Here is a 13,146-nt window from a genome sequence, read left to right on the forward strand (position 1 = left end):
TGGCATCCACGTGGTACGGGGTCTAACTGAGCTCAAGGCGCTGCTCGACCGGAAACGTATGGCTGTCCTCAGGCTCCTTGCTGACAAGGAACTTACTGTCAAGCAACTTGCCGGTATCCTGGGTGCGGTGCCGGCAAGCGTCCACTATCACGTTAAAGTCCTGGAGCGTGCCGGCCTTGTGAGGCTGGTGGAGACGCGGGAGAGGTCCGGAATCCTGGAGAAGTACTACCGCGCGGTAGCCCGTGAGTTCGTGGTGGACCAATCGGTGGGATCCATCCCAGAGGCTCCGGTATTCGCCCTTGAATCCGTCGCCCGGGACATCCGGGATGCATTACCAAGCATCCTCTCAGCCACTGCCGAAGAACACGTCGTCAACTCCCAAGTTGTGAACGTCCCGATATCTCGCGAGTCTGCCTCAGAGTTCGCTTCCCGCCTCGAGCGGCTGGTCAGGGAGTTTGCAGAGGCAAGAGACGACTCCCAACCTGTCCGCTACTCCCTCGCACTTGCCATCTATCCAACACTGCCCCCCGGGCGTCCGCGTGCGAGCCAAGGAGGGCCAACAGAAGGGCCGACGGAGGGCGGAGGGGACGAATGAATGCCGCGGTAGAAGTCTCAGAGGTGTCCAAAGTGTATACCGGCCTCCTGGGTGGCAGGCCTGTGCGCGCGCTTGAAGGAATCAGCCTCCAAGTCGGCCAAGGAGAGGTCTTCGGGCTGTTGGGGCCCAACGGCGCAGGCAAGACCACATTGCTTCGTATCCTGGCAGGGTTAGTCAGCCCGACTACGGGCAGCGTAAGAATCATGGGGCTGGACCTCGCGCGGGAGAGACGCAGGGCTTTGACTGCCATAACCTCTGTTCCCGATGGCGGGAGAGGTCTCTACCCAAGGATGACCGTGATGGAGAACATCCAGTACTTCGCAGTGGTGCGCGGCGGACTGTCCGCGAGGGACCTCAGAAGGCTTGAGCTTGAAGCCGGCAGATGGCTCCGGTTTCTGGGCATCGATGGATGTCTGGGGAGGCCAGTGAACGACCTCTCCCGTGGGACGAGGCAGAAAGTGGCCTTGGTATCCGCGCTGGTAACCGGGTCTCGGGTCATCCTCATGGACGAGCCCACGTCGGGCCTCGACGTTGCGGCATCGAGGGATCTTTGCGCGGCCATCAGGCGTCTCGCGGTGGACGAGGGACGGACTGTCATCCTCTCCACGCACCAGATGGACGTAGCGCAGGGGGTTTGCTCTCGCGTGTGCATCGTGAGCCGGGGAAGAATCCTCGCCCTTGACCGTGTGCCCCGGCTGCTTCAGCTGTTCTCGACGCGCACCTACCGGATGGTGCTGGAGGGCAACCTCGAGCCCACAGAGGCAGAAGCCCTGCGGCGCCTCGGCCACTTTGAGCTTGTGCGGGAGTGCGGGCAAACCACCGTGACACTGGACTTGAACGCCCCTACAGCCTTCTATGACGCAGTCGAGATCCTCCGCGGCAGGCGAGTGCCGATCAGGGCCATCCTTCGGCAAGAGCCAGATCTATTACGAGTCTTTCTCAGAATCACGAGCGCGGGAGGCGGAGACTGCGATGTACCTGGCAGCACTATCGGTTGAGCTCAGGAGGGGTTTTGCGAGGAAGATCAGATATCCTCTGGAGTTCGCGTCCGAGACCCTCGCGGTGTATCTGTTTCTCATGGCTGTCACGTTGGCGACCAAGGACCCTGAGGCCGCGGCGAGCAGGCTCACCTGCCTCCTCGCCGCGTTCTTCTGTCTTGGCCCCCTTCAAGGGCCGAGCCGTCTCGTGACAGATGACGTGTGTCCGGGTGCCGTGGAACAGCTCTGTGTATCACCGGTCGGCCTTCCGGGGCTGGCCCTGATCAGGGACATCGCGGGGGTGGTTGAATTCATGCCGACGGCCGCTATCCTGAGCCTGGCGGTCAGGGTCACTGCAGGTGTACGAATCTTCATCCCGACTGTCCCGGGTTTGATTGCGCTCGTGGCCATGCGCGGAGGGATGCTTGGCCTCGGTCTGAGCCTTGGGGCCCTTGCCTTGCTCTTCAGGCGAGTGGGCGGCCTTGTGAACCTTGTCTCCATGGGAGTGTTCGCCTTGGGGTTCGGGGTGGGGGCAAGCGGGCCCGGGTGGCTTGTCCGTGCAGGAGCTTTCTTTCCCTACACCAGATGTCTTCCGACGATCATGGCCGCCGGAACGGGTGGTGCGGAAGCCACGGGCCTGGCGACAGTGGGTTCACTTGCCGGGTGTGCGGTGTTGACCTCGGTCTATCTCGGGGCTGGGTTGGTTCTTTTCTACTGGGCTGAGCGTGTCGCGCGAGATCATGGGTTGGTCGGAAAGGACTGAAGCGGTTACAGAATCCGCTTTTAGACCACGAAGTCGATCTGCTGGACTGCACCCGCGCGACCATCCTCGCGCAAGTATATCCCGAGCCTGCTGGTGGTTCCCAGGTTCTCGCCAGCCGTGGTCTTCATCTGGAAGTCCGCGGCTGCGTATCCCAGGAAGATGGCGCCAACGTCACGGTCTCTGAGAGAGTCAAGGCGGTCTTGGCCGGATGAGTCACGTGTCCAGATCAAGAGCTGGGAGTAAACGGGGTCCCGCTCATCGATCCATCCGTTCCCATCCTGGTCATGCACGGCCAGTTCAGCCATGCCATTCCCTGTGGTAGGGCCGAAGAGCTCCCTGCCATTCGTGATTCGCCCATCGCCGTCAAGATCCAGGGCAAGGAAAGCACTTCCTGGTGCGAGAAGCGGCACACCGTCTTGAGTGCCGTCTGCGTCCAGGTCGAATTGGAAACGGCCTGGCGTGAGTTGGGCCGCATTCCCGTCGAAGTTGATGACCAGAGGATCTATCTTGCGGGCGTTGCCGAACCGGGCGAAAACATCCGCCCGGGACACCTGTTCGGAACGCATCTCGACCGAGAAGGAGAAGTTGATCTCCTTGCCGTCCGCGGTTCTTGTGACCCCGCTCGCCGTGAACGAAAGACGCTGGATCTCGGCTCGGGTCTCGTGGCTCTCGTACTCTGCGCCCCAGTTCTCCTCAGGAGAGGCGGATGCGCCAGGTTCGGTCACGGGACCCGGCTCGAAGTCTCGGTCTGTGTCGCCCACGATTTCTTTCAGGCTGATGGTCTTGACCTTGACTCCTGTCAGAATCTCGACTATGAGCTTGGCCGTGCGCGACTTGGGGTCGAGTGCGGCTTCCTCTTCGGCTTCGGAGACGCCTGCGGTGCATACCCGCGGAACAGAAGGAACGGCTGCAGCCAACCTGGCTTCGCTTGATATGGTGAGAGTGTCTCCGCGGGGTGCTGGGGAAGATCGGGACCCAGGGAACGCTCGGGGGTGGGGGTTCCCAGTCCCCTGGGGGCGCGCAGAGTCTTGGCCTCGGTGGCCGGCCCAGAACGCGAATCTCTCGGTCTTCGTGTGTTCCTCCAGCCGGACGTAGTCGGCGGCCATCGATATGCCCGCATCCTTGACGATCACAGCGGTTCACTCCTTTGACCCGCTCTGTGATGTGGTCTGCGATGGTGTTATCGGCATTTGAGCCCGAACGGTTAACTCCCTTATTGGCCTGACAGGTAACATGGACGGGAAAGCTGGCTCAGAAGCTAGCGGGTGTAGACGCCCGTCGGCCGGCCTGGCCATGATGGGCCGGCCGGCGTAGGTTGAACATGCGAGCTCGTGCAGGAACTCGATCCGAAATCCGGCCTGTGCGATCGGGGTTACGATGTCCTCAATACGACTTCTCCAACGAGGCGAGTCCAGGAAAGGATGTCCTGGCAGAAATGATACTGCGAGTTCAGGAGAGGTTTTTCTCCAACCTCTCCAAGCTCACCTACTTCAGTGCGGAGAAGCGTGTTCCTGCCTGCAAAGAAGCTTACATTGTTGTATAATGCGGGCTCTACGTGCAGAGGAAGTTAGGAGGGGACGGCGAAACATGCGTCGAAAACTTGCTTGAACGCGGTGCTGTCATGGAGGAGGGTCAGAATGGGAAGCAAGCCGGATACCGTCACGATCACGCTTCAGGATGGGAGCCGGCACGAGGTGCCGAAAGGTACTACCATCGCCGAGCTAGCGCAGAGGCTTCCACACGGGTGCCGGTGGCCTGTTGTGGCGGCCACGGTCAACAATGACCTCAAGGAAATGACGTGCCCTGTAGCGGGTGATGCTCACGTACAGTTTGTGGATCTCGGGACTGAGGACGGGATGCGCATATATCGGCGCACCGGCATACTCATATTGGTCAAAGCTGCCCGAGAAGTGCTCGAAGGGTGCAGGGTGCGGATCATGCACTCCCTGTCCAACGGACTGTACGGTGAGATCAAGTGGAAACGCCCTCTGACCGAGGGCATCATCCGGGCGATCGAAGGTCGCATGCGGGAGATAGTCGAGGCTGACAAGCCCATCACGAAGAAGAGCATGGCCGTGGAGGATGCGGTGGAACTCTTCCGCGCGGACGGGCAGATGGACAAGGTCCGGCTGTTGCGCTACAGGAACATGCCCACGGTCAACATATACCAGTGCGGCTGGCTCCACGACTATCTGTACGGCTACATGGCCCCCAGCACGGGCTACCTCAAGGCGTTTCGGCTCCGGCTCTACATGCCCGGGTTCATCCTCGAGTTCCCCAGGCGGAGCAACCCGATGGAGGTTCCGGAGTACGTGGAACAGGGCAAACTCGCGAATGTCTACTTCGAGGCCGAGAAGTGGGGAAAGGTCATAGGGGTGACGGATGTAGCCTCTCTGAACGACGTCACGAGGTCCGGAGACATCAACGAACTCATCCAGGTGGTTGAGGCCCTGCACGAGAAGAAGACTGCACAGATTGCCGACATGATTGCGGCGAATCGAGAACGAATTGCGGTCGTCCTGATCGCAGGCCCGTCATCCTCCGGCAAGACCACTTTCGCCCAGAGACTCAGGGTACAGCTGCGGGTCAACGGTCTCAATCCAGTCTCCATATCTCTGGACGACTACTTCGTGGACCGCTCCGCTACTCCCAGGGACGAATCGGGAGAGTGCGACTTCGAATCGTTGGACGCGATAGACCTGGCACTGTTCAACGATCACCTCGCCAGGCTGATCCAAGGTGAGGAAGTGGAGGTCCCCATCTTCAACTTCCGTGAGGGTCGGAGGGCTCCACGAGGAAGGCTCATGCGTCTGGATCACAACCAGATGTTGATCATCGAGGGTATTCACGGGCTCAACGATCGGTTGACACCCGCGATCCCCGCGGGACGCAAGTTCAAGATCTACGCAAGCGCTCTGACCCACCTCAACATAGACGACCACATCCGAATTCCCACCACTGACGTGCGAATCCTGCGAAGAATCGTCCGTGACAACCTCTTCCGAGGCCACTCTGCCTCCAATACCATCCGCATGTGGCCCGGAGTCCGCGCGGGAGAGGAGCGGAACATCTTCCCGTTCCAGGAGACCGCGGATATTGCGTTCAACTCCGCGCTCGCCTACGAACTCGCGGTGCTCAAGCCGTATGCCGAACCACTTCTCCGGGAAATCGGCCCCTCGGAAGCTGAGTACGTTGAAGCCAAAAGGCTCCGCCGGTTCCTCACATACTTCATCCCTGTCGAGAATGCGGTGATCCCGCCCAACTCGATTATCCGGGAGTTCATAGGGGACTCCTGTTTCTTCCACAAGACTATCACTTGATGCCAGGGGGACGCGTAGCGTGAAAAAGACCTATCTTTCGTGGCAAGACATCGAGGAACTCGTGGACACGCTCGTCAGGAAGATCGAGGGCGAATTCGATGCGCTCCTCGTCATCACACGGGGCGGGATGGTCCCCGCATGCCTGCTCTCAGAGCGAATGGACCTTCGGAATATCCTCGTCGCTGCGGTCATGTTCTACACCGATGTCGGCAAGACTCTGGACAAACCTGTCTTCCTGCAGTTCCCATCAGATCCTTATCTCGCAGGCAAGCGGATCCTGGTGGTGGACGATGTCTGGGATTCAGGAAAGACGATCGTGTCAGTGAAACGGCGGATCGAGGCACTGGGGGGCACCCCGGTTGTCGCGGTCCTGCATCACAAGCCCACACACTCAGCGTTTCCGGACCTGAAGCCCGACTACTACGCCGCGGAGGCGGAAGGGTGGGTTGTGTACCCCTGGGACCCGGTGCGACTCAAGGCCTGCTGGGAAGAGAACTCCTCTTGTTAACAGGGTGTTCACAATCCAGCAACAGGGCGTAACATACTCGTAACACTTGCCGTGCCTCCTGGTGCAACAATGGTACCGTAGGAACAAAGAGGACTTGTTGCACAAGGGAGGCTGAGCGCATGAGACATGCAAGGATTCTGGTCCTGTTCGTGGCCCTCGTCGTCGTGGCGTCGTTCGCCTTGGTTCAGCCGGCTGTCTCCGGTGCCGAGCTTTCAGGCTCGATCACTCTCGCCGGCTCTACTTCTGTACAACCGCTCGCGGACGAGCTAGCAGCGGCGTTCATGGCAAAGAACCGCAAAGTCAAAGTAAATGTGCAGGGCGGCGGGTCCGGGGCAGGGATCAAAGGGGCGCTCGAGGGGACTTGCGACATCGGTATGAGTTCCCGCGAATTGAAGCCGGAAGAGACTGGGTTGTTCGAGACCATTGTGGCCCGGGACGGCATTGCAGTCGTGGTGCACCGGTCGAACCCTGTGTCAGACCTGAGCTTAGAACAGATCCAGGGGATCTATGCCGGCAGGATCACGAACTGGTCACAGGTGGGAGGCAAGAACCAGTCAATCCTGGTAGTCACTCGCGAGGAAGGATCGGGCACCAGGGGTGCTTTTGAGGAAATAGTGATGGGGAAGGCCAAGATTGTGGCCACGGCAAACGTGCAACCGGCAACAGGGGCTGTGAGGGTGACGGTGGCCGGCGCACCTCAGGCAATAGGCTATGTCTCCCTTGGGGCCCTCACATCCGAGGTCAAGGCAGTTCGCGTCGGTGGTGTCGAGGCGAACGCGGAGAGTATCATCCAGGGGCGGTACAGAATACAGCGTCCGTTCCTCTTCCTGACCAGAGGCAAACCCGAAGGCCTCGCGAAGGCTTTCATCGACTTCTGCTTGAGCCCAGAGGGACAGGAAATCGTGGCAATGGATTACATCAGAGTCAGGTAGATGTATCGGCCTTGCGGGTCCGGAGCTATCAATGTGCCCCGGATCCGCAGGGCCGTTTGATGGTGACAGGGAGTGAGGTCGATGAACCGCAGGAACGAGAGGGCCATCGAGACGCTCCTTCTCGTCTCAGCCTGCTGCTCAGTAGCAGTTGTCGTTCTCATCACCTACTTCGTCTTTTCCCAGGGTCTCCCAGTGTTCCGCGCGAAGGGGGCCCTCTCCGTGCTATTGGGGAGGACGTGGGAGCCCATGGCCGGCGTGTACGGGCTGCTGCCGATGGTGATTGGGTCCTTGGCGGTGACCGCGGGCGCTCTCGTCTTGGGCGTGCCTCTCGGGGTGGCCTGTGCGGTGTTCTTCGCTGAGGTTGGGCCACCGCGGTTGACCAGCGCAATGAGGCCCTGGATTCAGCTTCTGGGGGGCATCCCGTCGGTCGTCTATGGGTTCTTTGGGATCGTGGTAGTGGTTCCCCTGGTCAGGGACTACATCGGAGGCTTTGGGTTTTCAACGTTGACAGCCTCCATTATTCTGGCCATCATGATCCTCCCGACGGTCATCAACGTTTCTGAGGACGCCATCAAGGCAGTCCCTGACGAGTATCGGGAAGGTTCCTACGCACTCGGCGCCACCCGTTGGCAGACGATGTGGCGGGTCGTGCTGCCCGCCGCGAGGTCCGGGATTGCCGCCGGCGTAGTCCTGGGCATGGGCCGCGCGCTGGGCGAAACCATGGCCGTGATCATGGTGGCCGGGAACTCCCCAGCCATGCCCAGACTTCCGAGCATGCTCCTGGAACCGATCAGGACTCTCACCGGCAACATTGCCGTGGAGATGTCCTACGCAAGCGGTGATCACCAGCGTGCGCTATTCGCCACGGGGGTGGTCCTGTTCTTTTTGATCGTGGTTCTGAACATGGCAACCACACTGACGGTTCGGAGGGAAACACGAGCATGAGAATGCAGCGAATGCGACAGGCAACGGACCAGGTATTCACCGTCATGGTGTGGATTGCTGCTGCGGTAGCCCTTGCTGTCCTCGCGACCATACTGGTGCACGTGATAAGCCGGGGTGCCCCGAGGTTGAGCTGGGAGTTTCTCACCCAGAACCCCAGGAGAATGGGCCGTGAGGGCGGAATCCTCCCAACCATACTGGGCACCGTCTACTTGACCGCCGTTGCGGTTCTTGTTGCATCACCGGTAGGAGTGGCTGCTGCCGTGTACCTCTCTGACTATGCCCGACAGGGGTGGGTCACGCGTACCATTCGTTTCGCAACCGAGACCTTGGCGGGCGTTCCCTCAATCATCTTCGGCATTTTCGGGTTCGCGTTCCTCGTGACATACCTCAAGCTTGGATGGTCCATCTTGTCAGGAGGCCTCACACTTGCATTCATGATACTGCCCACCATCGTGCGGACTTCCGAGGAGGCAATCCAGGCAGTGCCCGGCTCCTACCGGGAAGGAAGTCTTGCTCTCGGGGCAACCCGGTGGCAGACTGTAAGGAGGGTTGTCATACCCGCGGCATCTCCGGGAATCGTCACAGGAATAGTGCTGGGAATTGGACGTGCCATAGGTGAGACCGCTGCAGTCATCCTGACCGCCGGGAGTTCGCTACTTCCGCCCAGATGGATAACTGACCCTACGAGGACAATGTCCGTGCATCTGTACATCCTGGCCACCGAAGGCATCTCGATGCCGAATGCTTACGGCACCGCGACTGTCCTTGTGGTCGTGATCCTGGCCATTAATGGGGTCGCGAACTACCTGCGCAGGCGGATGTCGGCAGTCCTCGCTCGGTGATGTGTCGCGGGAACTAACCGGAAGGATGGATTGGGGCTAATGCGAGTTGGTTTGGTGGGGCATCCCCGCCCCGGCAAGACCACGCTGTTTCGTCTGCTCACTGGGGCAGATGCTTCCGGCAAGCAAGACGTGAGCGTGGGCAGCGCTAGGGTGCCTGACGAAAGGATCGACTTTCTCTCTGACATGTTCCGGCCCAAGAAGACCACTTACGCCCGGATTGAACTGGTGGATCTGACTGGTGTGCGAGCGGACAGGCCCGACGGAAAAGGCTTTGCACGTTTGGTCAACCACATGCGGACTGTGGACGCCTTGATTCACGTGGTGAGGGCGTTTGAAGCACTGGAGGATGGAGACGCGAACCCTCTCGCGGACGCCTCTGCCCTCACCGACGAGCTCATAATCGCGGACATGGCAGTCGCGGAGACGCGGATGGAAAGGCTGCGCACCTCTCGTAAGCGGACAGCTGACGAGGATGTGGAGCTGGCCCTCATGGAGAGGCTCTCCGCGGAACTCGGAGAAGGGCGGCGCCTGCGCGAAATCGAGCTCGCTCCGGATGAGGTCGAGAGGCTTCGCTCCTACGGGTTGCTGTCGTTTAAGCCAGTGGTCATCGTGGCCAATATGAGCGAGGGGCACCTGGCTTCTGGCCAATACCCTGGGCGCGAGGCACTGCAGGCCCACTGCGACGAGCATGGGATTCCCCTGGTCGAACTCGCCGCGCAGGTGGAAGCGGAGATCGCGGAACTGCCTGAACCGGATCGCAAGGAACTCATGGCTGAATACGGGATAGACGTCACTGGGGTAGAGCAGGTAGCACGCGCGGTTTATGATAGCCTCGGCCTCATCTCATTCTTCACCGTCGGGGAGGACGAGGTCCGGGCTTGGCCGATTGCCCGCGGGACTGTTGCCAGGCGGGCGGCGGGCAAGATCCATTCCGACATCGAGCGCGGCTTCATACGGGCAGAGACTATCGCTTACAGCGACCTAAAACGTCTGGGCTCAATGGTTGCCGCGCGGTCCGTGGGTCTGTTCCGGCTCGAGGGCAAGGAGTACGTGATGCAGGACGGGGATATCGTCAACTTCAGGTTCAGCCCGCAGCACTAGGCGGGTTGGGGTGACCTGGGCATGGCGCACCGACGAGACCAGGGTCAGGGTGCGCCCCCGTCGCTCATTCCTTGACCCTTTTGCCATCCCGCCAGGAGTCTGTTGGCGTCGAGGAAAACCAGACCGACGAGAAGCGCCAGTCCCGCAAGTCCCGCGGTTCCCAGAAGAAGAGCAGGTCTCCCCAGCTGCATGGCGACGCCGAACAGGGGAGGGCCCAGGGCGACTCCTGTGAACCGGGTCGCGCCCCATCCGGAAGTCACGATCCCTCGCTGGGCGCCGGATGTCGTCCCTGTTACCAGCGTGTTCACGGGAGGCAGGACGACGCCCGTGCCGAGGCCCACGCCTGCGGCGGCCACGAGGGAAGGCAAGGCACCTCTGAGAAAGGCGGCGACGGAACATCCTACGCCCACGAGGCCCAACCCCGCGATGACCAGTATCTTGAGGGTTGTTGGGGGCTTCCTCTGGGTGGCCGCCCCGGTCACATAGGAGGCCACCGCCATGACGAGGACGGGGATTGCGACTATCGCCCCGCGGAGGACCCCGTCCACCGCAAAGGTGGTCTCGAGGGTGTCGGAGATGTAGAATAACAGCCCGAAGAGGATGAACAACACCACCATCCCGCAGAAGTAGGACGCAAGCAGGGGGCCTCCCTTATGTGAGAAAACTGCCTTGAGGCTCTGGAAGTAGTTGCCCATCTCAGAGGACTGCATCCTAGCCTGACTCCGATCGGGCTCGTGAACCACCTTCCATACGCCAAAGGCGATGGGGAAGGCGAGTACACCATACACCACAAACGGCGCGTACCAGGCAATCAGGGCCGCCAGAGAGCCCAGAAGTGGGCTGGCCACTTTGCCCAACCCATTTGCGGACTCCAGGATCCCCAAGGCCTGAGTTCTCTCTCCTGTCCGAAAGATATCTCCCGCGAGCGCCATGGCGATAGGGGCGGTGCCGGCTGCCCCGACTCCTTGGACTATCCTCCCAGCTATCAGCGGAATGTACGGGTCTCGGGCGAGGACTGCCGCGCCCGCGGCGATCAGCCCTCCTGCTCCGTACACGATGAGCGAAGGAACGATGACAGCCTTTCTGCCGTACCGGTCTGCAAGGTAGCCCGCCAGCCCGATCACCACTGCCGCCGGAATCGAGAAGGACGTTATGATGAGCCCCGTCTGAACCTGAGTGAGGTGCATCACCTGTCGCATGGTGGGAAGCACGGGGATAAGCATCGAGTTCCCGAGCACCATGATGAACGGGACGAAGGCGACGACCACGAGTTCGGCAACAGTCTCGGTCTTCAGATGAGACACCTCCACACCAGACTAGCGTTTCCTCTCCGACGTCCTGATGTGCATGCATGATGTGGTGACGACGTGAATATGTAGAAACGGACAGGTCGGAGGGAGAGAAATGCTGGAACGCAACATCGCGCTCCTTCTCGTGCTTGCTGCGGGAGTATTGGGACAGAACAAACTTGTGGCGGCGGGGGCGGGGATACTCCTCGCCCTCGACTTCTCAGGTCTATCTGGGATCTCGGACTTTCTCGAGAAGCGCGGTCTGGAGATCGGCCTCATTTTCCTCACGGTGGCCGTAATCGCGCCGCTTCGAGCGGGGACAGTCAGGCCGGATACGATATCGGGGATCTTCTCGGGGCTGCCTGCCGTCGCCGGCCTCCTCGGGGGTGTACTGGCCACTGTGATCAACAAGAAAGGGGTGGAACTCCTTCAATCGGATCCCAACGTGATCGTGGCGATACTCGTGGGCACCTTAATAGGATGCACCGTCCTCCGTGGGATTCCCGTTGGTCCTCTCACTGCATCAGGTATAGCCGCCCTGGTAACTGAGGTCTGCTGCCTGCTGGGTCGCGGCGCGAAACCCTGAATACAGTCGGGCGGGGCGAGAGATATTAGGAACGGCGCCCCACCACGTGAGGCGTGGGAGACACGGAAGGAGGGACACCATTGGTCCAGGCGCAAGGGATAACCCCGACGGAGAGATGGTTTGCCGGCGAGCAACTTCGCAAAGAGCAGCTTTGCCTGAAGAAGTGCAGCATATACGCAAACCAGATCCAGGACCCTCAGCTCAAGGGAAGCGTCCAACGGATGATGGACTCGTGTCAACGGCACGTCAGCTCGCTCCAGGGCCTCGTCGGACAGCCGGGTGGCCCGGTCATGTAGCGCGAGGACGAAAGGGACAACCCTGAGAACACCAGGAAAGGAGATGACTTGATGGACCAGAACCGACTCACCGACAAGGACATCGCCACGGACCTCCTGAGTGACCTCAAGGATATGGCCTTCGGATATCACATGGCGGCCGTGGAAGCGGCGGACGTGAATGTCCGGAATACGTTCTCGAGCCACCACGACGAGTACATGAGGGAGCAGAGGGAACTCTGGGAGACGATGAACGCCAAGGGCTGGTACCAGATGCACCAGGCGCAGCAAGTGCCACAGCAACCTGGGTTCCAGCCGCAGGGGAGAGTGTAGCAGGAGGCGTCGGGAAACGGCCGGAGCGGCGGGGTCTCCGGCCGTTTCCGCGTGTACGGCAGAGATGGGATGCCGCGTGGTCCCAGGGGCATCCTGTGGGAAGGTAAGGTCAGCAGGTGTGTAGAAAACAAGGAAGCACCCCGTGATTCCTCTATACCTGGTCGTGACAGGGAGGACCGAGTCTTCTGGTGAGGGAGTGGTCGGACGGCTGTGATACCCCGGTTGGTGGCATTCGACATGGATGGGACTCTGACTTCCGAGCCGAGTTCGTGGGAGTACATACACCGGAGGTTCGGGATGTGGGACGGGAGGGCAGACTGGTATCTCGCAAGCTTTCTTCGGGGAGAGATTACCTACATGGAGTTCTCGCGGCTGGATGCCGCGGAATGGCGCGGGATCTCGCGGTCGCGCATCCTGAAGACTCTGGACGAAATCGAATACGTGCCGTGCGCCCGGGAACTCCTGGCCGCGTTGAAACGCGCAGGAGCAGTGACTGCATTGATCTCATCCGGGCTGTTGCTGCTTGCCGAGAGGGTCGGGAGGGAATTAGGCCTGGACTACGTCTACGCAAACGAGTTAGTATCCGCGGGAGACCTCATGACCGGGGACGTCAGGATAAACGTGTCCATCGACGACCCGAGCCTGACCAAGGGCGCAATCCTGGAGTCACTCGCCACCCG

The 13,146-nt window shown here is 60.6% G+C and carries 15 protein-coding genes; 13 read left to right on the top strand and 2 right to left on the bottom strand.

The features are described from left to right. From NUW23_09935 to NUW23_09945, 3 genes are all read left to right on the top strand, one after another. A partial coding sequence (locus NUW23_09935; GenBank protein MCR4426489.1) for a helix-turn-helix domain-containing protein occupies positions 1–595 on the top strand: 595 nt, incomplete at its 5' end. Further along, complete coding sequence (locus NUW23_09940) at positions 592–1,593, top strand: ABC transporter ATP-binding protein (protein ID MCR4426490.1); 1,002 nt, start codon at positions 592–594, stop codon at positions 1,591–1,593. The genes NUW23_09935 and NUW23_09940, both read left to right, overlap by 4 nt. Beyond that, the gene (locus NUW23_09945) at positions 1,568–2,335 is read left to right on the top strand and encodes a hypothetical protein (GenBank protein ID MCR4426491.1); all 768 of its coding nucleotides are present in this window, start codon (positions 1,568–1,570) and stop codon (positions 2,333–2,335) included. The genes NUW23_09940 and NUW23_09945 overlap by 26 nt, the downstream gene beginning before the upstream one ends. Before the next feature lie 20 nt (positions 2,336–2,355). On the opposite strand, the gene NUW23_09950 is transcribed toward NUW23_09945, so the two are convergent. After that, on the bottom strand, positions 2,356–3,468 hold the full coding sequence (locus NUW23_09950) for a hypothetical protein (GenBank protein ID MCR4426492.1): 1,113 nt from the start codon (positions 3,466–3,468) through the stop codon (positions 2,356–2,358). 504 nt (positions 3,469–3,972) lie between these two features. Here NUW23_09950 and NUW23_09955 point away from each other — a divergent pair. From NUW23_09955 to NUW23_09980, 6 genes are all read left to right on the top strand, one after another. After that, the gene (locus NUW23_09955; GenBank protein MCR4426493.1) at positions 3,973–5,655 is read left to right on the top strand and encodes a nucleoside kinase; all 1,683 of its coding nucleotides are present in this window, start codon (positions 3,973–3,975) and stop codon (positions 5,653–5,655) included. 19 nt (positions 5,656–5,674) lie between these two features. Next, positions 5,675–6,163: a phosphoribosyltransferase family protein gene (locus NUW23_09960; protein ID MCR4426494.1), complete on the top strand. Its 489-nt coding sequence runs from the start codon at positions 5,675–5,677 to the stop codon at positions 6,161–6,163. 119 nt (positions 6,164–6,282) lie between these two features. Further along, complete coding sequence (locus NUW23_09965; GenBank protein MCR4426495.1) at positions 6,283–7,095, top strand: phosphate ABC transporter substrate-binding protein; 813 nt, start codon at positions 6,283–6,285, stop codon at positions 7,093–7,095. Between the two features lie 81 nt (positions 7,096–7,176). After that, positions 7,177–8,040, top strand: a complete 864-nt coding sequence (pstC, locus tag NUW23_09970; protein ID MCR4426496.1) for a phosphate ABC transporter permease subunit PstC — start codon at positions 7,177–7,179, stop codon at positions 8,038–8,040. Between the two features lie 2 nt (positions 8,041–8,042). After that, complete coding sequence (pstA, locus tag NUW23_09975; protein ID MCR4426497.1) at positions 8,043–8,882, top strand: phosphate ABC transporter permease PstA; 840 nt, start codon at positions 8,043–8,045, stop codon at positions 8,880–8,882. A gap of 39 nt (positions 8,883–8,921) precedes the next feature. Continuing rightward, entirely contained in the window at positions 8,922–9,983 is a 1,062-nt protein-coding gene (locus tag NUW23_09980) for a YchF family ATPase (GenBank protein MCR4426498.1), read from the top strand. 44 nt (positions 9,984–10,027) lie between these two features. On the opposite strand, the gene NUW23_09985 is transcribed toward NUW23_09980, so the two are convergent. After that, entirely contained in the window at positions 10,028–11,293 is a 1,266-nt protein-coding gene (locus NUW23_09985) for an MFS transporter (GenBank protein ID MCR4426499.1), read from the bottom strand. 94 nt (positions 11,294–11,387) lie between these two features. Here NUW23_09985 and NUW23_09990 point away from each other — a divergent pair, with 94 nt between their 5' ends. From NUW23_09990 to NUW23_10005, 4 genes are all read left to right on the top strand, one after another. Further along, positions 11,388–11,858 carry a DUF441 domain-containing protein gene (locus NUW23_09990; GenBank protein MCR4426500.1) on the top strand — a complete coding sequence of 157 codons (471 nt, stop codon included), beginning with the start codon at positions 11,388–11,390 and terminating at the stop codon, positions 11,856–11,858. 80 nt (positions 11,859–11,938) lie between these two features. Next, positions 11,939–12,154, top strand: a complete 216-nt coding sequence (locus NUW23_09995; protein ID MCR4426501.1) for a PA2169 family four-helix-bundle protein — start codon at positions 11,939–11,941, stop codon at positions 12,152–12,154. A 51-nt stretch (positions 12,155–12,205) separates the two neighbouring features. Continuing rightward, complete coding sequence (locus NUW23_10000; GenBank protein MCR4426502.1) at positions 12,206–12,466, top strand: spore coat protein; 261 nt, start codon at positions 12,206–12,208, stop codon at positions 12,464–12,466. 210 nt (positions 12,467–12,676) lie between these two features. Then, positions 12,677–13,146 (top strand): HAD-IB family phosphatase (locus NUW23_10005; protein MCR4426503.1); only part of this gene is annotated, 470 nt, incomplete at its 3' end.

Source organism: Bacillota bacterium (assembly GCA_024655925.1).
Taxonomy (GTDB): Bacteria; Bacillota; DTU025; order DTU025; family JANLFS01; genus JANLFS01.

Coding starts and splice junctions, on each gene's coding strand:
- pstA (MCR4426497.1), top strand. CDS start 8,043: ATGCAGCGAATGCGACAGGCAACGGACCAGGTATTCACCGTCATGGTG.
- NUW23_10000 (MCR4426502.1), top strand. CDS start 12,206: ATGGACCAGAACCGACTCACCGACAAGGACATCGCCACGGACCTCCTG.
- NUW23_09945 (MCR4426491.1), top strand. CDS start 1,568: ATGTACCTGGCAGCACTATCGGTTGAGCTCAGGAGGGGTTTTGCGAGG.
- pstC (MCR4426496.1), top strand. CDS start 7,177: ATGAACCGCAGGAACGAGAGGGCCATCGAGACGCTCCTTCTCGTCTCA.
- NUW23_09980 (MCR4426498.1), top strand. CDS start 8,922: ATGCGAGTTGGTTTGGTGGGGCATCCCCGCCCCGGCAAGACCACGCTG.
- NUW23_09990 (MCR4426500.1), top strand. CDS start 11,388: ATGCTGGAACGCAACATCGCGCTCCTTCTCGTGCTTGCTGCGGGAGTA.
- NUW23_09940 (MCR4426490.1), top strand. CDS start 592: ATGAATGCCGCGGTAGAAGTCTCAGAGGTGTCCAAAGTGTATACCGGC.
- NUW23_09965 (MCR4426495.1), top strand. CDS start 6,283: ATGAGACATGCAAGGATTCTGGTCCTGTTCGTGGCCCTCGTCGTCGTG.
- NUW23_09955 (MCR4426493.1), top strand. CDS start 3,973: ATGGGAAGCAAGCCGGATACCGTCACGATCACGCTTCAGGATGGGAGC.